We start from the raw sequence: 19,566 nt of genomic DNA on the forward strand, positions 1-19,566 counted from the left end.
CATGCGAAAAAGCACGCTTGCCCTGCTGCTGATAGCGTTGAGCAACCCGCTGCCGGCGGCTGAAGATCCGGTCGTCGTCATCGCCTATCAGAGTATTCCGAAGGCCGATCTGCCAACCCTGCAGCGCTTGTACACCGGTCGCATCGTGTCGATCAACCGGCAGTCGGCCGTGCCGGTCAGCCTGCCGCCCGGGCATCGCGTTCGTCAGCAATTTCTCGAAATGATTTTCGACCAGAACGAAGAGCAATACACCGGTTACTGGCTGGTTCGGCGTTACGTCGGCAAGGGGGCGCCGCCGCAGGAACTGGCCGACGTCGACGAGCTGATCAGCTACGTCATTGCGACGCCCGGAGCGGTCGGCTACGCGCCCTTATCAAGGGTGCCGCCCGGTACCAACATTATTTACAAACGCTAGGAGCAACGCCTAGCTATTTTTTTTCAGAGTGGTAAGGTGAACTTGTGTCGTGGTTAGCAGCAGGCCCGACATGTAGTGGCAGTCGATGCTGCGTTGCAGGAGAGTCTATGGCAGTTATCAACGGAAGCACTTCTTGAGATTACCGTGTAGTACTCCATAACGGCGTAATGTCGTATGCCCCAGCCGAAAGTGCCGGGGCGCAGTAACCGAAGCCCATACCCGAAAAGTATGGGCTTCCTGCTTTCAGGAAAATCACATGCCTATCCAGCGCCACGGCACCACCCGCCGTTACTCCGACAGTGTCGTGCACAACGGCACGGTCTATCTGGTCGAAGTCCCGTCGAATCTCGATGCCGATATCACCGAGCAGACCCAGAGCCTGCTGGCCGGTGTCGAACGCCTGCTGGCCCAGGCCGGCAGCGACAAATCGCGCTTGCTGATGGTCACCATCTACCTCGCCGATATGGCCGACTACGATGCCATGAACGTCGTCTGGGACGCCTGGTTGCCCGACGGCTGCGCGCCTAGCCGCGCCTGTATCGAGGCCCGCTTGGCCAAGGCGGAATTCAAGGTTGAAATGGCCTTGACCGCCGCCCTCTGATCCACTTTTGCCATCGCCCTGATTCCCATGAGGCATAATCCGGCCATCGGATAAGCATAAGTTAAAGGGGCGTTTTGGCTGCACGTGATTCCGCTGAAAAGGCCGATGTTCCATGGCTTCAGCTTTTTTTGCCGTTTGCCGCCGGGTTCTTCCTGTCGTATGTCTATCGGACCGCCAATGCGGTCATTGCGCCATTGATCGGCCAGGAACTCGATCTGAGCGATGGTGCTCTCGGGCTGCTGACCAGCACCTATTTTCTCGCTTTCGCCCTTGCCCAGCTGCCGGTCGGCGTGTTGCTCGACCGCTACGGCCCGCGCCGTGTCGAATCGGCGCTGCTGGTCGTGGCTGCCGCCGGGGCCGTTATCTACGGCACGGCGCAGGATCTGACTATGCTGACCGTCGGCCGGGCGGTGATCGGGCTCGGCGTTTCCGCCTGCCTGATGGGGCCGCTCAAGGCCTTCGCCATGGCCTACCCGAAAAAGCGTCTGGCCTCGCTGACCAGCTGGATCATGGTGGCCGGCGGCGTCGGGGCCATCGTTGCCGCCGCCCCGCTGGAGTATTTGCTGGGGATTGCCGCCTGGCGGGAGGTTTGCCTGTTTGGCGCTGGCATCACCTTGCTGGTCGCCGTTGCCATCTTCCTGGCGGTTCCCGAATCGCCATCGGGCGCCCCGCAAGCGGCGGGGCAGAATGACCTGCGTCGGCAATTCGGCGAATTCCGGCTGATCCTTCGGGCGCCAAAATTCTGGCGTATTGCGCCGGCGGCATTCTTTTTCTCCGGCGGCTTCAACGCTTTGCAGGGCTTGTGGGCCGCCCGCTGGATTAGCGTTCATACCGATGGCGACAAGATGGCGACCGCCGCCCAGTTGACCGGCATGAACGTTGCCGTCCTGGTCGGCATGATGCTGATCGGCGTATTCGCCACGCCGCTGGTCCGGCGTGGCATCAAGCTGGCGATGCTGTACCGCACCGGAATGCTGCTTGCCCTGCTCGGTATCGGCGGCATGGTCCTGATGCCCCGTTCCGGCGGGCTGCTGATCTGGCCGCTGCTCGGCTTGTGCTTCAGTCTCAACAGCCTGGCCTATACGCTGATTTCGCAAGCCTTTCCGGCCGCCTATGCGGGGCGTGCCAACAGCGCGCTGAACATGCTCATTCTGCTTGGCGCCTTCGGTCTGCAATGGGGCCTCGGCGCCATGATCGATACTTTCCGCCTCGGCGGCGCCAGCCTCGCAACCGCCTACCAATTGAGTTTCGGGCTGCTCGTTATCGGCCAGTTGCTCACCTGGGTGCGCCTCGCCTACCGCAAACCCCGCCCGGTCGGCGGCCTAATCGCCGATACCCCATCCGGCTGGCGATGACCGCCGCCGTGCCGTCGGCTTGAACGCCACACGCTTCGCCAGATAAACGGCAACGATCCCGGCCATCGCCCGAAACCCCCGAGCAATCAAGTATTTCGCGCCTTTCCGCGTGGCATAATTTGGCAACTGAAAGTCATAAATAGCAGGGGGGTTATGGCGACACTCATTCCGGCCATCGGGACTTGCGTTTCACGCATGACCGGCGGCGAGAAACGCCTCGCCCGCCGCCTCGAAGACAAGCTCGAAGAGGACTGGCTGATCTGGTACGACGTCCCGCTCGGCCCGCGCAATGTGCATCCCGACTTCGTCGTCTTCAACCCGCGGCGCGGCCTGCTGGTGCTCGAAGTCAAGGACTGGCGGCTCGACAGCATTCAGGAAATCGACCGGCAAAGCGTCAGCCTGCTCACCGCGAACGGCCTCAAGCGCCAGGTCAGCCCGCTGGAGCAGGCCCGGCAATACGCCCATGAAGTCGTCGATCTGCTCAAGCGCGACCCGCAACTGACCATCAACAGCGGCCGGCTGCAAGGCACGCTGCTTTTTCCGTGGGGCTACGGCATCGTCCTTGCCAACATCAGCCGCAAGCAGTTCGACAGCACCAACCTCGGCGAAGTCATCGAGCCGCACCGCGTCCTCTGCCAGGACGAAATGAGCGAAGCGGCCGAGGTCGAAGCCTTTCAGGAACGGCTCTGGGGCATGCTGCCATTTACCCGCAGCGTGCCGCTTGCGCTGCCGCAGATCGACCGTATCCGCTGGCACCTCTTTCCCGAAATCCGCATCGCCGCGCCGAGCCAGAACGGACTGTTCGCCGAAGACGAGCTGGAAATCCCCGACATCGTCCGCGTCATGGACCTGCAGCAGGAACAACTGGCGCGCAGCCTCGGCGAAGGCCATCGCGTCATCCACGGCGTGGCCGGCAGCGGCAAGACGCTGATCCTCGGCTACCGCGCCGAACACCTCGCCAAAGTCTGCGCCCGGCCTATCCTCGTGCTCTGCTACAACCAGACCCTGGCCAAGCGCCTGGGGCGGACCATGGCAAGCAAGGGCCTGGCCGACAAGGTGGTGGTGCAGACCTTCCACCAGTGGTGCCGGGCGCAATTGCTCGCCTACAACGCCGGGCTGCCCGCCAGCAACGAAGACAAGAACGCCTTCTTCGGCGAAATGGTCGACCGCATCATCCGCGCCGTAGACGCCAACATCATCCCGGCCGGCCAGTACGACGCCGTGCTGATCGACGAAGGCCACGACTTCCAGCCCGCGTGGCTCAAGCTCGCCGCCCAGATGGTCAACCCGGCCACCAATTCGCTGCTCGTCCTCTACGACGACGCCCAATCCATCTACGGCCGCGACCAGCGCGGCAAACTCAGCTTCAAAAGCCTCGGCATCCAAGCCCAGGGCCGCACCACCATCCTCAAGATCAACTACCGCAACACTCAGGAAGTCCTTGAACTGGCCAGCGGCATCGCCAGCGAACTGCTCAAACCGACCGCCTCGGACGAAGACGGCGTCCCGCTCGTCGCCCCGATCAGCGCCGGCCGGCACGGCCCGAAACCACTGCTCATCAAGCTACCCAGCATTCAGGAAGAAGCCGACTACATCGCCAAACACCTCAAGGAAGCCCACAAAACCGGCACCCCGTGGAGCGACATGGCGGTGATCTACCGCGACTACGGCATCGGCAAACCGGTACTCGCCACGCTAAGAAAAGCCGGCATCCCGGTGACCTATCAGGACGACATCACCTTTGCCGAGAAGGAAGACACCGTGAAGTTTTTGACCATGCATAGCTGCAAGGGGCTGGAGTTTCCGCTGGTCGCGATACCGGGGGCAGGCAGGACGGTGGATGACGGGCGGAAGGATGAGGAGGCGCGGTTGTTGTATGTGGCGATGACGCGGGCGACGAGGGAGTTGGTGGTGGTTGGGTGAGTTGAACTTTTTTATTATGGTTTTAATGTGAACTTATTTAGGAGGTGTTTGTGAGTCCTGATAGTTATCGTGTACTTTTGAATGAAGATTGGGAGCTTGAGGATCTCTATGAGTTTCCTCATGCGTTGTCTCAGTGTTATGCATTTATCTATTGCCTTGATTCAGAACTGCAACCGCGGGATAGAGAAAGAATTAACTTTGCGTTGCGCGAATATCCTTGGCGCGGAGGGTATAGCTATGTAAATATTTTCACTGTTTTTAAAAATCAGATACCACTGCTTGATCGACCAAAAATAAAGTCAATTCAGAAAGCATCACCGGGTTGGTTGGATTTGTTTCTAAACATTAATGTTGCTTATCAGGTTGCAACTGCGATTGCTGTATTGTCCGGCGCTGCGTTAAGTGCTGCTAACGTATACAAAAAAGCGAACAAATTAATACTTGAAGTCAATGCAGCTCGTCGCAAGGAAACGGTAGAGAGACTGACTTCTACTGCAGGAGAAATGAAGGCATTCAATTCAATGTGTACAGAACTTGCAAAAAATCTTGGCTTCAAAAGTCTAAAAGAGCTTCATGAACATACCGGAGATCCCGAGATATCGTTAAAGTTGCTTATGGCACACTATCGAAGAATGTCGGTAATAGTTGAATATGCAGATAAAGGAAAGGCAACGCTTACACTGCCGAAGCTACCATAAAAATGGGAGACAAAAGCACTATAGAAATAGTGGCAGACTCCAGGGGTATCGGGGGTTAGAGAGGTTTTGATTTTGCATATTTCGAATTTGGCGAATTTTTTCGGTTAAAAATAGTGGGCGGAGTAATTTTATTTTTATCAAAACTAATTCTCTTCGTCATTTTGTTTGAGTGTAGATAACTGAAAATTCTCCCCGCATCCCTCATCTGCCGTCTGGTATTTACTGCCATTCTTGTTGTCATTGCAGGCATCGGCTTGACCGGTTTCCCTTTCGAGGTCGACTTGTGGGGCATCAATGCGCAGGTCGGTCTGGCGCTCGCCTTGGCCATTCCCTTTAGCCTCGTCTGGGCAGGCTTTGCTTCTCCGCGCGGTGACATTCGCCGGGCCGCCTTTATTTTCGCCTTGCCGGTCCTGCCGATCAGTTTGTTGTGCTGGCTGGTGATGTCTTTCTCGGCGCCGTTCAGCGACGGCATGCTCGACGAAGCCGGTTCGGGAGTGGTTCGCTATCGCCTCTATCGGGTTGCCGCGTTTGACGCCGATCCGCTGGGTATCGTGCTGCAACGGGAAATCGATCTGCTTCCCGGCTTGCGGATATTCTGGAAACTGTGCGGCGACACTTACGAGTCGGCCGGCAAGATCACCCGCGTCACGAATGATGAGATCGAGGTCAGGGCGGGCGAGCGTCTCGTGCTGAGCTGTCGGCTTTGACAGGAATTGCCGGTCGTATTGCTGGTGTGATGCGTGAGGTGTTTTGGTATTTCCGGCTTCTCCGGGGCTTGGTCGGCTTCGTAGTCTTGCGGCTTTCCTCTGCCGAGCATTGTTGCCGCCCAAGCCGAAGCGCGTATCCTTGCCGGCCGCACCCGCCGATAGCTAAGCCTTTCCCCGTCCATGTCCACCGAGCTTTCCCCCCGCGCCGAACGTTTCTTCCTGCTGACGCTGGCCGGCATTCAGTTCAGCCATGTGCTGGATTTCATGATCATGATGCCGCTTGGGCCGATCCTGATGGGGGCGTTCGGCATCGGGACGCACGAGTTCGGCTTGCTGGTGGCGTCCTACAGTTTCAGCGCGGCTCTTTCCGGAATACTGGCGGCGACTTTCGTCGATTTGTTCGAGCGCAAGCGCCTGCTGCTCATCAGCTTCACCCTGTTTGCGCTGGCGACGCTGGCCTGCGGGCTGGCCCCGAGTTATTCGATGCTGATGCTGGCGCGCGGTCTGGCCGGGGTGTTCGGCGGCATCATGGGGGCGCTGATCCAAACCATGATCGGCGATGCCATTCCGTTTTCCCGGCGGGCGCGGGCCAGCGGCATCGTCTCCAGCGCCTTTTCGGTGTCGACGATCGCCGGCGTACCCTTGTCGCTGTGGCTGGCCAATCATCTCGGCTGGCGCGCGCCGTTCATGCTGATTGCCGCGCTGAGCGTGGTTTTCCTGGCCATCGGCCTACGCTTCCTGCCGGAGCTGCGGCATCACCTGGGCGAGGAAAAGCGCGCCCATCTGCTGTCGGCGACCTTCAGCGTGCTGGGGGATCGCAACCATCTGGGCGCCTTGCTGTTTTCGGCGCTGATTATTTTTTCCGGCTTCACGGTGATTCCCTACATCACCGTCTATGCGGTGAATAACGTCGGCATTGCCCAGCAGGACATTCCCATCGTCTATCTGGTCGGCGGCTTCGCCACCTTCATCAGCGCCCGCCTGATCGGGCACTGGGCCGACAAGCACGGCAAGGTCGAGGTTTACCGCTGGGTGGCGCTGCTCGCCATCCTGCCGTTGCTGGCGGTGACGCATGCCGGGGCGGTGCCGCTGTCGATCTGGCTGATCTGCACTACCGCCTTCTTCGTGCTGACTTCCGGGCGGATGATTCCGGCCATGGCGATCATCGCGTCGGCCGCCCAACCCAAGCTGCGCGGCACCTTCATGTCGCTGAACGGCACTGTGCAGTCGCTGGCCATGGGTTTGGCGACGACGCTGGCCGGTTTCCTGACCTCGCTCGATGCCGGCGGCCGGATCGTCGGCTACCCGCTGGTCGGTTATGTCGCGGTCGCGGCGAACCTGCTGGCGATGTGGTTCGCCGCGCGTATCGTGATGCACGGGCGGCATGCCTAGAACGGATGGTGGAGTGATCATGAGTAAAACGGCTTACTGGATTTTGCGCTGCGAACATCGACTGCTGGCCATGCCAGCCAACGCTGACGGCGGACTTTTCCCATCCGGCCCGGCCGCCGCTTTCGGCGATCCGGAAAACGCCCTGTACGTTGGCGAATTGCACGGCCAGCCCTGCCATGCGGTCGATGTCGCCGCATTCCCGGACATTCCCGGCGGCGAGGCCACGCCGCTGCGCGCCATCTTCCAGCTGGCCGGCCCGGAAACCTTTGCTCTGGCCGGCCGGGCGACGCAGTTGCTGGACTGGCAGGCCAACCACCGTTTCTGCGGTAAGTGCGGCAGCCGGACGCTGATGAAATCCGGCGAAGCGGCGATGAGCTGTCCGAGTTGCGGGCTGCTCGCCTACCCGCGCATTTCGCCGGCGGTCATGGTGCTGGTGCGCGATGGCAACAAGCTGTTGCTGGGCCGCAGTCCGCATTTCAAGCCGGGCGTTTTCAGCGCCCTGGCCGGTTTCGTCGAGCCCGGCGAAACGTTGGAGGAGTGCGCCGCCCGCGAGGTCCGCGAGGAGGTCGGCGTCGAAATCGCCAACCTGCGCTATTTCCACAGCCAGCCCTGGCCATTCCCCAACTCGCTGATGGTCGCCTTCTTTGCCGACTACGCCGGCGGGACGATCACCCCGGACCCGAGCGAAATCGAAGCCGCCGACTGGTTCTCGCTCGACGCGCTGCCGCTGCTGCCGGAGCCGATCAGTATTGCCCGGCGACTGATCGACGCGGCCCGGCAACCGCCCGCCGTGGCCTGATCGCCGGTTGGCCGGTTGCCTTGGGCCGGCCGTGAATTTGTTATCGTTTGCCGCCGCGGGATGGGTGTAACTTATCCAGCGTGGATTTGAGCGGGTGGCCGGGGAGGCCGACGCCAGGCGCCTGGCCGGAGCCGAAGATCCGCACCGCAAATCGCAACGGCAAACGCGACAAAATTCAAACAAGATCAGGAGTTCCTATGTCGTCGGCAACGCAAAGCAAAATTTCCACCTCGCCGCAGGGAGAAGAATTCGCCCTGCCGGAGGCTTCCGACTATGCCGCCGAGTACGCGCGGGTCAAGGCGCTGGCCGATGCGGCGCGGGCCCGCGGGCAGGAGGTCGTGGTGGTGATGGGCGTTGGCTTCGTCGGCGCGGTGATGGCGGCCATCGTCGCCGACTGCGAAGATCAGGACGGCCGGCCGAGCAAGTTCGTCATCGGTTGCCAGCGCCCGTCGACACGGTCGTTCTGGAAGATTCCGCTGCTCAATCGCGGCGTCTCGCCGGTCAAGGCCGAAGACCCGCAGGTCGATGTGCTGATCGGCCGCTGCGTGCTGGAAAAGAAGACGCTGACCGCGAGCTACAACAGCCAGGTGCTCGATCTGGCCGACTGCGTGGTGATCGACGTGCAGTGCGATTTCCTGAAGCAGGAACTCGGTAACATGAAGTCGGGCGAATGCGACATGGCGGCGCTGGAGGCGACGCTGAAGACGGTCGGCCAGCATATCCGGCCGGATTGCCTGAGCCTGATCGAAACGACGGTGGCGCCGGGGACGACCGAGTTCGTCGCCTGGCCAATCCTGAAGAAGGCGTTCGCCGGGCGTGGCATCGAAGCCGTTCCCTTGCTGGCCCACTCCTACGAACGGGTCATGCCGGGCCGCGAATACGTCGCCAGCATCCGCGACTTCTGGCGCGTCTGCGCCGGTTGCGACGCGCCGGCCCGGGCGCGGGTCGAGAAATTTCTGCGCGAAGTGCTGAATACCGAGAAATTCCCGCTGACGGTGATGGACCGACCGATCGAATCGGAAACGGCGAAGATCGTCGAGAACAGCTACCGGGCGACCATCCTGGCTTACCTCCATGAGTGGTCGATCTTCGCCGAGCGTAACGGCGTCGATCTGGTCAAGGTGGTCGATGCCATCAAGCTGCGGCCGACGCACAGCAACATGATCTTCCCAGGCCCGGGCATTGGCGGCTATTGCCTGCCCAAGGACGGCGGCCTCGGCTACTGGGCCTACAAGCACATTCTCGGCTTCGAGGACGGCGACAAGGTTTTCCGCATCACGCCGGTGGCGGTCGATATCAACGACACGCGGGCGTTGCACGTCGCCGAACTGACGCGCGATGCGCTGCGCAACATGGATCGCTACATCGCCGCCTCGCAGGTGCTGATCGCCGGCGCCTCCTATCGCCAGGATGTCGGCGACACCCGCTACAGTGGTTCGGAGCTGGTGGTCCGCAAGCTGGCCGAAATGGGCGCCGAGATGCGGGCGCACGATCCCTATGTCGAACAGTGGTGGGAATTCGCCGAGCAAGACAGCTACCCGACCTCGGGCCTGTCGTGGAAGCGCTTTTTTCGCAACCAGGACGAGCTGTCACAGTTGAAGGTCGAAAACAATCTCGAGCAGGCGCTAAAGGGTGTCGACGCGCTGATCCTGGCCGTGCCGCACGACGCCTACCGGGGTCTGACGGCGGAGCAGGTGGTCGCCTGGGCCGGGCGGCCGATTGCCGTCATCGACTGTTTCGGCCTGCTCGACGATGCCACGATCAGCCGCTATTTCGAACTGGGCTGCGAGGTCAAAGGCTTGGGGCGCGGCCATATCCAGCGCCTCAAACAGGCCGTGCGCAAGGATTGACCGGCGCCGGCCGCAAGTGAAAAAGCGAAAAGGCGCCGAGGCGCCTTTTCGCTTTTTGCCGCTGGCGAGCGGATCAGAGAATTTCCAGCACCTTTTCCGGGGGGCGTCCGATGATTGCCCGCTCCCCGTGCACGAAAACCGGGCGTTCGATCAGGCGCGGGTTTGCCGCCAGCGCGGCGATCAGGGCTTCCTGGCTGAGCGCCGGGTTGGCGAGGCCAAGTTCCTTGTATTCGGCTTCGCCCTGGCGCATCAGGCTCCGCGCATCGGTCAGTCCGAGCTGGCCGAGCAGGACGCCGATTTCGCCCGGCGACGGGGCTTGCTCAAGATAGGCGACGATCTGCGGCGCGATGCCGCGGGCCTCGAGCAGGGCGAGGGCGGCGCGGGATTTCGAGCAACGCGGGTTGTGGTAGAGCGTGCTGGCGTTCATGGGGGCAGTTTCCAGGGTTCAAGGGGCGGGGCAGGATTGTAACCAACCCGGGCCGTCGGGCACCGGGGGAACTTCCTGCTGCGCTATAAATCAAAAACAAACGCTCGCCACGTCCGGCGTCGCGGCCGCAGCACGTCGTTCGGGTGAATTTCTCACGGCCGGAAAAGGCACCGAGGAGGCATGACGATGAATACATCACAGCAGGCTTTCGATCCGGAGCGCGAACTGCTCCTGACCCGTCTGATCGATGCGCCGCGCGAAAAACTGTTTCGCGCCTGGACCGAACCCGCCTTGCTCAGGCAGTGGTTCACGCCTCGTCCATGGACTGTCGCGCACGCCGAGATGGATGTCCGGCCGGGCGGTTCGAATTTGATCGTGATGCGCGGCCCGGAAGGCCAGGAGTTTCCGAATCGCGGCATCTATCTTGAGGTGGTGCCCAACCAGCGACTGGTGTTTACCGATGCCTATACCGCGGCCTGGGAGCCTTCGGAAAAGCCGTTCATGACGGCGATCATCAGCTTCGAGGCGGCGGGCGGCCAGACCAGGTACACGGCGCGCGTCCGTCACTGGACGGTGGCCGATCGCGAGGCGCATGAGGCGATGGGTTTTCACGCCGGCTGGGGGCTGGCTACCGATCAGCTGGCTGAACTCGTGGCGACGCTCTGATCCACCCGACAGAGGACATCCCATGCAACTGCAAAAGATTACGCCGTGCCTGTGGTTCGATACCCAGGCCGCAGAGGCCGCGCAGTTCTACTGCTCTATTTTCAGCAACGCCCGGATTGTCAGCGTCAGCCATTATGGCGAAGCCGGGCGCGAAATTCATGGCAAACCGGCCGGCAGTGTCCTGACCGTGGTCTTTGAACTGGCTGGCCAGACATTCACCGCCTTGAACGGTGGCCCGGTCTTCAAGTTCAACGAAGCGATTTCCCTGCAGGTTAATTGCGACAGCCAGTCAGAGCTTGATTACTACTGGGCCAAGCTTTCGGCCGGTGGCGCCGAAGCGGCGCAGCAATGCGGCTGGCTCAGCGACAAATACGGGGTGTCGTGGCAAATCGTGCCGAGCGTACTGGCGACGATGATGGCCGATGCGGATCCGGGCAAGTCCGAACGCGTCATGGCCGCCCTGCTGCAGATGAAGAAGCTCGACATCGCCGCTCTGCAGCAGGCCTACGCCGGCTAGGCCGGGGCGCCGCCGGCAGCGGCTGCATCGCGCGGCAGCACCACGCGGAACAGCGAACCGCGACCGACTTCGCTGCTCACTTCGATGTGTCCGCGATGTTTGCTGACGATCCCGTAGGAGAGCGACAGCCCGAGTCCGGTGCCTTTGCCGACCTCCTTGGTGGTAAAGAACGGCTCGAAGATCCGCCCGAGGTGTTCGGGGGCGATGCCCTTGCCGGTGTCTTCCACCTCGACCCAGACGTTTTCCGCGTCGTGGCCGGTCCGGATGGTGATCTGGCCGCGCTCCTCGATGGCGTGGGCGGCATTGATCAGCAGATTCATGAAGACCTGGTTGAGTTGCGACGGGAAGCACTCGATCTGCGGCGTATCGCCGTATTCCTTGACGACCTTGGCCTTGTACTTGAGTTCGTTCCAGACGACGTTGAGGGTGCTGTCCAGCCCCGTCTCCAGCTTGACCCGCTCGAGTTCCGAACGGTCGACGTGCGAGAATTCCTTGAGGTCCTGGACGATGCGTCGCACGCGCTGCAAACCGTCGAGCGATTCGGTGAGCAGTACGCCGATGTCTTCGCGCATGTACGGGGCGTCGATCTCCTTCTTCAATTGCCTGATGTCCAGCAGCAAATCGTCCACCAGCGATCCTTCCAACTGCTCGTAAGCGGTCAGCAGGCGCAGCATGTCATTGACGTAGCGCTGCAGGGTGCCGAGGTTGGAGTTCACAAAGCCCACCGGATTGTTGATTTCGTGCGCCACGCCGGCCGCCAGCTGGCCGATCGAGGCCATCTTTTCCGACTGCAACAGCTGGTTCTGGGCTTCTTCCAGCTTCTTGATCAGTTCGGTCTGCCGCGTTTTTTCGGCCAGCAGGCTGGCATTCGCCGACTCCAGGTCGGCGGTTCGTTCGCGGACGCGTTCTTCCAGCTTGTCGCGCGAATCGCGCAGCGCTTCTTCGGCGCGCGTCCGCTCGGTGATGTCGTTGTAGCCGAACACCCGGCCGACAATGTGTTCGCCGAGATATTGCGGCCGCGACTTGCATTCGAAAACGCGGCCGTCCTTGAGCCGGAAAAGTTCCTCGGTCTCGATGCTGTCGACAATTGCCTGCAGCCGCGTCCGGCAGGCATCGGCTTCAACCACCTGGTCGGTCAGCCGTTCGAGAATCGCCGCATCGTTGTGTTCGAGCAGCAGGTCTTCCGGGATGTTCCACATCGTGCTGAACAGGCGGTTCATGCTGGCGATCCTGCCGTGCCAGTCGATCACCAGAATGCCGTTGCCGGTCGATTCGAGGGTCGCCCGCAACTGCGACAGGGTCTGTTCGAGCGCATCCTCGACCTGGCGCTCGTTCTGGATGTCCCGGGCCTGGACCAGCAGCAGCGGCTCGCCGGCATGGGCGACGACGCGCACCGACTTGATGACGGTGAGCAGCGAGGCGTCGGCGCATTGGTAGAGACCTTCCTGGCCGTCGATGTCGAGGTACTGGCCATTGCGCACGTCTTCCCAGTAGAAGACATCCGGCAAGGAGCTTTCGATGTCGGTGATGGTCATCGTCAGCAGCGCTTCGTCCGGGTAGCCGAGGGTCTGGGCGGCGCCGTGATTGGCCATGACGATGCGCAGATCCTTCGGCTCGACCAGCAGCATCATGCTCGGGCTGTGGTCGAGCATCAGCCGTTCCAGGCTGCTCATGCCGTGTCCTTTGCCTGGCCGGGCTGACCGGCATCGAAGTAATAGCTGACCCGCTTGCGCGGGCTGAGGTAGTTGTAGATTTCGCCGGGCACCTGCGCCGGCCGGATCGCCTTGGCGATGTTGAGGTCGGTTTCGCGCTCCAGATCGACCAGGATCGCTTCATCCTTGGGAATCTCGGCATCGTAGATGACGACCATCGGCTTCATCGGCTTGGCAGTGTTTACCGTGGCGATCATGCCGATCACGCCGTTCGACAGCTGGATGATGGTCCCCGGCGGATAGACGCCCAGGCAGCGGATGAAAACCTGCAGCAGTTTCGGATCGAACTTGTTGCGCAGCTTGGCGAACATCAGCGAGAGCGCTTCGTGCGGGGTCAGCGCATCGGCGATATTGGGCGGATTGCACAACTCGTCGTAATGGTTGGTCAGCGCGACAATCCGCGAGAGCAGGCCGCTCGACTCGCCCTTGAGCCTTTGCGGGTAACCGCTGCCGTCGAACAGCTCGTGATGCTCGCGGATGATCGCCTGGACGGCCGGCGTGAATTGCAGGCGCTGGCCGATTTCAACGCCGTATTGGCAGTGCATTTCGTAGAGATGGCGCTCGGCCTGGGTCAAAGGCTCGGCTTTCATCAGGATGCGGTTCGGGATTTCCTTGCGCCCGATGTCGTGAAACAGCGCGCCCATGCCCAGCGTGCCGACCACCTCCTGCGGCAGCTGGATGTCGCGGGCCATCATCATCGCCAGCGTGGTGACGTTCAGGGAATGAAAATACAGTTCCTCGCCGCCCATTTTGTCGCCCATCACATGGATCGCCAGTTCCGGCGCGCAGAGGATCGACTCGGCAATCTGGCTGACCAGCTGGGTGGCCTGGCGGACGGTTTCCGCCGGCTGGGTAAACAGGTTCTTCTCGACATCGCGAACCGTCTTGGCGGTATTGATGAAGGCATTTTCAATGCGCGCCGCCGCCTCGCGCTGCACGCGGATCCGCTCCATCATCGCGCGCTTTGCCGCCAGGGCCTGGGCGACAAATTCCGACGGGTTTTCGCGGGGCGGCGGAGGTTTCTGCTGGGCGTCCGGGTCGGCTGACACCGGGTCGCTGAGGGCCGGGTTGTAGCGCACGCTTTTCAGCCCGAGGCCGCGGATGGTCGCGATCTGATCCGCCGACTTGATCTTGAAGTGACTGAAGGCAAAGGGGTGCTGGAACCAGCTCAGATCGAGGTAGACATACAGTCCGATCCGGAGCTGATCCATGGTGATCCTTGGACTGTCTGCCATCGCTATCGGGGACCCCATTACTTGCTGCCTGGTTTGGACTGCCGGAAAAAACGCACGGGCCGGATTCAGTTATATCCGATAAATCCAGTCAAATCCAGCCGGTCGGGCCGGCCATTCGGCCAAGGCGTTTGCCGGGCATCGGGCCGCCGCACGGCGATCGGCAGCGGGCGGCTGTACGCGTTGCGGCCGGCCGGTTATGCTCGCCGGTCATTTGAACCGAAAAGGCAAGCAAGCATGATTCGTTGGCTGATTTATCTGGTGGCGTTGTTCGTCATGTCGCTGCTGGCGCTGGTTCTGACCCCCGTCTTGCCGGCCTTTGCCCGGTCGCGCATGGGGCCGGTCGATAATGGCAACGGGCAGGCCAAGGAGCCGCGTTTGCCGGTGTGGCTGGCCTGGTTCGATACGCCGGACAACAGCCTGCTCGGTGATCCGGGCTGGCGGGCGACGCACAATGGTGGCTATTGGTCGCGAGTCGCCTGGCTCTATCGCAACAGTCTGTACGGTTTCAAGTGGGGGCCGATTGCCGCGCCGATGGGCGGCGAGCGGCACATTCACGGCGATCCGTCGATCAACCGCAACAACGGTCATTACGGCGTCCTGCGCATTGCGATGGGGCCGTACTGGCAATGGAAATGCGTCAAGCCGATCGGGCGCAGCGGCTATTGCTGGATGATCAATCTCGGCTGGATGCTCGACGACGCCGGGCAGCAGCGTGCCCTGTTCATGTTTTCGCCGCGTCTGGTCAGGTTGCGTTAATCCGCACTGCTGGCGCTGCAGTCGCAGCCCTGGCCGGCCGCGATCCAGCGCGCCAACAGCCGGCGTGCAAGCGGTGCGGCGCTGGTCGGCAACCAGCCGAAATAATGGCCGGGCCGGGCGAGCAGGCCGCAGCGATAACGGCTTTCTTCGGTCGACCATTCCAGGGCCGGGCACGGGCCTTGTTTTTGCAGGAAGCGCAGGCGCGCCGCCGGACAGGTTTCGAGCGCGCAGCAGACGCCGCAGCCATTGCACGGCTGGCCTTCAGCCGGCTGCTCGGGGGCGGCGTGGTGGAGGTGGATGGTGGTGATTTGCACGTTTGGTAATGAACCACGTCCGGATAAATTGATCAAACGCAAACCGCAACCGCAAGGAGAGCCTGATGAAGAAAGTGATTTGTGCATTGGTCGCCACGCTATTCGCGCTGGGCAGCCTGAACGCCGTGGCTTGTTCCGCCGAGAAGGCGAAGGATGGCAAACAGATGAGCACACCGGCCAAACCGAAAATCTGAGCATGCTCAGGCGATAATTGGAAGGCGCCCACGGGCGCCTTCTTCGTGCAGACTAGGGCAGGTCTGCTTTCTTTCCGGACCGGGGGGCCCATGCTTGATGCCGATAACGCGGCTTTCATTCAGACCAGCGTCAGTATCAGCCTGGCGACCTGCGGTGTCGACCATCTGCCGAACCTGATGCGCGCCGTCGGCTGCAAGCTGCTCGACGGCGGTCGGCGGGTCGGCATTTTCCTCAATGCGACGCTGGCCCCGGCCTTGCTCGCCGACATCCGTACCAACCGGCGGGTTGCCTGCGTTTTCTGCCTGCCGAGCAGCAACCGGACCTTGCAGTTGAAAGGCGAGGATGCCGAGGTGCTGCCGTTCGATCCGGCCGACCTGCCGCTGATCGCCGAGCATCTGGCGGACTTCGTCGTCGAGGTGGCGCCGGAGGGGGTGCCCGAGTCGGTGGTCCGGACGCTGTTCGCCTATCGGCCCGACGCCCTGGTGATGGTCGCCTTCTCGCCCTGCGCGGCTTTTTCCCAGACGCCCGGACCGCGGGCCGGGCAGTCGATCGGCGGCACGCCATGAACCTCCGCATCGAAACCATCCGCGAATGTCTGGACGGCGTGATCCCCGGGCTGATCGCCACCTGCGATGGCGAGGGCGTGCCCAATCTCGCCTACCTGTCGCAGGTCCAGTTCGTCGATAACCAGCATGTCGCGCTCTCCTACCAGTTCTTCAACCGCACCCGGCAGAACATCCTGGTCAATGCCCGGGTCAGGCTGCTGACGACCAATCCGCTGACCGCCGCGCAATACGTGCTGACGCTGGAATACCTGCACACCGAGACCAGCGGCCCGCTGTTCGAGCAAATGAAGGCCAAGCTGGCCGGCATCGCCTCGCATACCGGGATGGCCGGGGTCTTTCACCTGCGCGGCGCGGATATCTACCGCATTCTCGGCATCGAGCAGTTGCCCGGTCCGACGCTGACCCCGCCGCCGCCTTCGCTCAATTACCTGACCGCCTTGCGGCGGAGCACCAACCGGCTGGCGACCTGCGCTTCGCTGACCAGCCTGCTCGATACGGCGCTCGATTGTCTCGAAAGCGAGTTCGCCCTCCATCACGTCATGCTGCTGATGCATGACGAGGGGCGCGGCCGCTTGTATACGCTGGCCAGCCGCGGTTACCCGGAATCCGGGGTGGGTTCGGAGATCCCCTTCGGGGCCGGGGTGATCGGCATTTGCGCCCGCGAGAAGACGCCGATCCGCATCGGCTTCATGACCAAGGAGTACGCCTACGGCCGGGCCATCCGCGACAGCGCCGCGGCCGACGGCATGGCCGATGCGCTGGAAACCGCCATTCCGCTGCCCGGCCTGCCCGAGGCGCGCAGCCAGCTGGCCGTGCCGATCGTCGCCCATGACCGCCTGCTCGGCGTGCTCTACCTGGAAAGCGTCGCCGACCTGCATTTCGGCTACGACGACGAGGACGCCCTGGTCGCCTTCGCGGCCCACCTCGGCATGGCGATTCACTATCATCAGCAGGTCGAGGAACTGGCCGAGGAGCTGCCGGCCAACGATCACGGCAAAGTCGAATCCTCCGGCCAGCCCTTGCTGGTCCGCTATTTTGCCGGCAGCGACAGCATTTTTCTCGATGACGATTACCTGATCAAGGGCGTCGCCGGGGCCATTCTCTGGGCGCTGCTCAGCGATTTCGTCGCCCGCCGCCGTACCTCGTTCACCAACAAGGGCCTGCGCCTCGATTCGCGCATCCGCCTGCCGGGCGTCAGCGACAATCTCGAAGCACGGCTGGTCCTGCTCCAGCGCCGGCTCGCCGAGCGCGGCGCCGGCATCCATCTGCACAAGACCGGGCGGGGCCGTTTCGCGCTGGCTGTTGACCAGCCGCTGCAACTGCTCGACGGCTGAAATTCCGGCGGCGGGCCGCTTTCCTTAAATCTTTGCTCAGCGCTTCTTAAAAGATTCTTAAGCGGCGCCGCGCCGTCTTGTCAGGTTTTTGGCGCGGCCTAGACTTGCTTTCATCATTTCTTGATGGAGACAACGATGACCCGCCCAGCCAGCGAAAACGAATTGCCGCAGCTCTACGAGCAGATGCTGCTGATTCGCGCCTATGAAGAAAAAATCGTCGAGGCCAGCGCCGCCGGCAAGGTGCCCGGCACCTGTACCTCGGTCGGCCAGGAGGCCGCGGCGGTCGGCGTCGTCAATGCGCTCGGCGGCGCCGACCTGATCCTGACCAATCATCGCAGCGCCGCCCACCTGATCGCCCGGGGCGCCGATCCCGGCCGTCTGCTGGCCGAGGTGATGGGCCGCAGCGCCGGCTACTGCCAGGGCAAGAGCGGCTCGCTGCACATTTCGGTCAAGGAGCTCGGCGTCGTCCTGACCTCGACCATCGTCGGTGCCGAATTGTCGTTGGCCACCGGCGTCGCGCTGGCCCAGGGCATGCTCGGCAAGCCTGGCATCGTCGTCTGCTTTTTCGGCGATGGCGCGGCCTGCGAAGGCGCTTTCCACGAGTCGCTGAACCTCGCCTCGGTGTGGAATCTGCCCATCCTCTACGTCTGCGAAAACAACCAGTGGCAGGCCTTCGTGCATCGCCGCGAGACGATGCGCCGCGACCACGTCGCCGACTGGGCGGTGCCCTACGACATTCCGGCCCGGACCGTCGACGGCAACAATGTCGAAGCCGTGCTCGCCGCGGCACGCGCGGCGGCCGCCGAGGTGCGGGCGAGCGGCCGGCCGTTCCTGCTGGAAACCTATACCTACCGCAGTCGCGGTCATTTCGAGCCGGACGATCAGGCCTATGTCGATCCGGCCGAGCGCGCCGCCTGGGCGGCCCGCGACCCGATCGCCGCTTGCCGCGACCGTCTGCTCGCCACCGGGCGCCTGACGGCGAGCCAGGATGCCGCGCTGGCCGACAAGGTGCAGAGCCGCATCGCCGTCGCCCTGGCCTTTGCCGAAGCCTCGCCTTATCCGGCGCTGAGCGAAATGACCACCGATGTTTACGCCTGAGACGACTGTCATGCCTACCCTGACCCCAATCGAAGCGGTCGACGCCGCAATCGCCGAAGAAATGCGCCGCGACTCCACGGTCCTGATGTTCGGCGAGGGCACTGCGACCAAACGCCATGCCCTGCTCGAAGAATTCGGCGCCCGGCGCATCCGCAACACCCCGCTGGCCGAGGGCATCATCGCCGGAACGGCGGTCGGGGCGGCCGGCTGCGGCCTGCGTCCGGTGATCGACCTGCTCTTCGCGCCTTTCCTCTGCTACGCCATGGACGAACTGGTCAACAGCGCCGGCAAGTTGCGTTACCTGTCCGGCGGCCAGTTCTCCTTTCCCCTGGTCACGCTGGCGATGACCGGCGGCGGCTGGGGCGTCGGCGCCCAGCACAATCACAACAACGAAGCGTGGTTCGTGCACAGCCCCGGCCTCAAGGTGGTCATGCCATCCACTCCGGCCGACTTCAAGGGCCTGCTCAAGACGGCGATCCGCGACGACAACCCGGTCCTGTTCTTCATGGATATCGGCCTGCTCTATCAACCCGGCGAAGTGCCGGACGGCGAGCATCTGGTGCCGCTCGGCCAGGCCGCTGTACGACGCCGCGGCGGCGACGTCACGCTGATCGCCTACGGCAAGACCGTCCATGCCTGTGCCCAGGCCGCCGAAACGCTGGCCGGCGAGGGCATCGCAGCCGAAGTGATCGACCTGCGCACGCTGAAGCCGCTCGACACCGTGACCATTGTCGACTCGGTACGCAAGACTGGACGGCTGGTTGTCGCCCATGAAGCCAACCGGCTGTGCGGCGTCGGAGCGGAAATCGCCGCGCTGGTCGCCGAACAGGCCTTCGCTGCGTTGCGGGCACCGATTGTCCGGCTCGGCGGCCCGGATGCGCCGGCCGCTTCGAGCTATCCGCTGGAACAGGCCTGTGCCCCGTCGGCCGAGGCCATCGCTGCGGCGGCGCGCCGCCTGATGCGGGCCTGATCGGCCGGCTCACCCATTTTCAACCCAAAAAAAAGG

At 62.6% G+C, this 19,566-nt stretch carries 21 protein-coding genes; 17 read left to right on the plus strand and 4 right to left on the minus strand.

Features of this window, described 5'->3' with window-relative positions; all coding sequences use genetic code 11:
* Position 1: 1 nt before the first annotated feature.
* The 9 genes from KI611_RS03740 to KI611_RS03780 all read left to right on the plus strand — a co-directional run bounded on the left by KI611_RS03740 (position 2) and on the right by KI611_RS03780 (position 9,740).
* The gene (locus tag KI611_RS03740) at positions 2-415 is read left to right on the plus strand and encodes a hypothetical protein (RefSeq protein WP_226418492.1); all 414 of its coding nucleotides are present in this window, start codon (positions 2-4) and stop codon (positions 413-415) included.
* Between the two features lie 256 nt (positions 416-671).
* The gene (locus KI611_RS03745; RefSeq protein ID WP_226418493.1) at positions 672-1,016 is read left to right on the plus strand and encodes a RidA family protein; all 345 of its coding nucleotides are present in this window, start codon (positions 672-674) and stop codon (positions 1,014-1,016) included.
* Positions 1,017-1,144: 128 nt separating this feature from the next.
* A complete protein-coding gene (locus tag KI611_RS03750; RefSeq protein ID WP_226418494.1) occupies positions 1,145-2,371 on the plus strand; it encodes an MFS transporter in 1,227 nt (408 codons plus the stop codon).
* Between the two features lie 153 nt (positions 2,372-2,524).
* Positions 2,525-4,294 carry a DEAD/DEAH box helicase gene (locus tag KI611_RS03755; RefSeq protein WP_226418495.1) on the plus strand — a complete coding sequence of 590 codons (1,770 nt, stop codon included), beginning with the start codon at positions 2,525-2,527 and terminating at the stop codon, positions 4,292-4,294.
* A 50-nt stretch (positions 4,295-4,344) separates the two neighbouring features.
* Positions 4,345-4,992: a hypothetical protein gene (locus KI611_RS03760; RefSeq protein WP_226418496.1), complete on the plus strand. Its 648-nt coding sequence runs from the start codon at positions 4,345-4,347 to the stop codon at positions 4,990-4,992.
* 254 nt (positions 4,993-5,246) lie between these two features.
* On the plus strand, positions 5,247-5,699 hold the full coding sequence (locus KI611_RS03765) for a hypothetical protein (RefSeq protein ID WP_226418497.1): 453 nt from the start codon (positions 5,247-5,249) through the stop codon (positions 5,697-5,699).
* A gap of 180 nt (positions 5,700-5,879) precedes the next feature.
* A complete protein-coding gene (locus tag KI611_RS03770; protein ID WP_226418498.1) occupies positions 5,880-7,091 on the plus strand; it encodes an MFS transporter in 1,212 nt (403 codons plus the stop codon).
* Positions 7,092-7,110: 19 nt separating this feature from the next.
* Complete coding sequence (gene nudC, locus KI611_RS03775) at positions 7,111-7,890, plus strand: NAD(+) diphosphatase (protein WP_226418499.1); 780 nt, start codon at positions 7,111-7,113, stop codon at positions 7,888-7,890.
* Between the two features lie 197 nt (positions 7,891-8,087).
* Positions 8,088-9,740, plus strand: coding sequence for a nucleotide sugar dehydrogenase (locus KI611_RS03780; protein ID WP_226418500.1), 1,653 nt, complete (start codon positions 8,088-8,090; stop codon positions 9,738-9,740).
* Between the two features lie 73 nt (positions 9,741-9,813).
* On the opposite strand, the gene arsC is transcribed toward KI611_RS03780, so the two are convergent.
* Positions 9,814-10,167, minus strand: coding sequence for an arsenate reductase (glutaredoxin) (gene arsC / locus KI611_RS03785; RefSeq protein ID WP_226418501.1), 354 nt, complete (start codon positions 10,165-10,167; stop codon positions 9,814-9,816).
* 186 nt (positions 10,168-10,353) lie between these two features.
* Here arsC and KI611_RS03790 point away from each other — a divergent pair, with 186 nt between their 5' ends.
* Together KI611_RS03790 and KI611_RS03795 are read left to right on the plus strand one after the other, a co-directional pair.
* Positions 10,354-10,833: an SRPBCC family protein gene (locus KI611_RS03790; protein WP_226418502.1), complete on the plus strand. Its 480-nt coding sequence runs from the start codon at positions 10,354-10,356 to the stop codon at positions 10,831-10,833.
* Positions 10,834-10,855: 22 nt separating this feature from the next.
* Complete coding sequence (locus KI611_RS03795; protein ID WP_226418503.1) at positions 10,856-11,350, plus strand: VOC family protein; 495 nt, start codon at positions 10,856-10,858, stop codon at positions 11,348-11,350.
* Here the strand turns inward: KI611_RS03795 and KI611_RS03800 are convergent.
* Both KI611_RS03800 and KI611_RS03805 read right to left on the minus strand, forming a co-directional pair.
* The gene (locus KI611_RS03800) at positions 11,347-13,023 is read right to left on the minus strand and encodes an ATP-binding protein (protein ID WP_226418504.1); all 1,677 of its coding nucleotides are present in this window, start codon (positions 13,021-13,023) and stop codon (positions 11,347-11,349) included. The two genes, KI611_RS03795 and KI611_RS03800, sit on opposite strands and share 4 nt — an antisense overlap.
* A complete protein-coding gene (locus tag KI611_RS03805; protein ID WP_264180027.1) occupies positions 13,020-14,273 on the minus strand; it encodes an HD-GYP domain-containing protein in 1,254 nt (417 codons plus the stop codon). The genes KI611_RS03800 and KI611_RS03805 overlap by 4 nt, the downstream gene beginning before the upstream one ends.
* A 258-nt stretch (positions 14,274-14,531) precedes the next feature.
* Between KI611_RS03805 and KI611_RS03810 the strand changes: the two genes are divergently transcribed.
* Entirely contained in the window at positions 14,532-15,053 is a 522-nt protein-coding gene (locus tag KI611_RS03810; RefSeq protein ID WP_226418506.1) for a hypothetical protein, read from the plus strand.
* Here KI611_RS03810 and KI611_RS03815 read toward each other — a convergent pair.
* A complete protein-coding gene (locus tag KI611_RS03815) occupies positions 15,050-15,367 on the minus strand; it encodes a hypothetical protein (protein ID WP_226418507.1) in 318 nt (105 codons plus the stop codon). The two genes, KI611_RS03810 and KI611_RS03815, sit on opposite strands and share 4 nt — an antisense overlap.
* Positions 15,368-15,432: 65 nt before the next feature.
* Between KI611_RS03815 and KI611_RS22090 the strand changes: the two genes are divergently transcribed.
* From KI611_RS22090 to KI611_RS03835, 5 genes are all read left to right on the plus strand, one after another.
* The gene (locus KI611_RS22090) at positions 15,433-15,561 is read left to right on the plus strand and encodes a hypothetical protein (protein WP_264180028.1); all 129 of its coding nucleotides are present in this window, start codon (positions 15,433-15,435) and stop codon (positions 15,559-15,561) included.
* A 90-nt stretch (positions 15,562-15,651) separates the two neighbouring features.
* Complete coding sequence (locus tag KI611_RS03820) at positions 15,652-16,128, plus strand: pyridoxamine 5'-phosphate oxidase family protein (RefSeq protein ID WP_226418508.1); 477 nt, start codon at positions 15,652-15,654, stop codon at positions 16,126-16,128.
* On the plus strand, positions 16,125-17,462 hold the full coding sequence (locus KI611_RS03825) for a GAF domain-containing protein (RefSeq protein ID WP_226418509.1): 1,338 nt from the start codon (positions 16,125-16,127) through the stop codon (positions 17,460-17,462). The genes KI611_RS03820 and KI611_RS03825 overlap by 4 nt, the downstream gene beginning before the upstream one ends.
* A 135-nt stretch (positions 17,463-17,597) precedes the next feature.
* Entirely contained in the window at positions 17,598-18,560 is a 963-nt protein-coding gene (locus KI611_RS03830; protein WP_226418510.1) for a thiamine pyrophosphate-dependent dehydrogenase E1 component subunit alpha, read from the plus strand.
* Between the two features lie 10 nt (positions 18,561-18,570).
* A complete protein-coding gene (locus KI611_RS03835; protein WP_226418511.1) occupies positions 18,571-19,530 on the plus strand; it encodes an alpha-ketoacid dehydrogenase subunit beta in 960 nt (319 codons plus the stop codon).
* Positions 19,531-19,566: the final 36 nt, after the last annotated feature.

This window comes from Dechloromonas denitrificans (assembly GCF_020510685.1).
Taxonomy (GTDB): Bacteria; Pseudomonadota; Gammaproteobacteria; order Burkholderiales; family Rhodocyclaceae; genus Azonexus; species Azonexus denitrificans_A.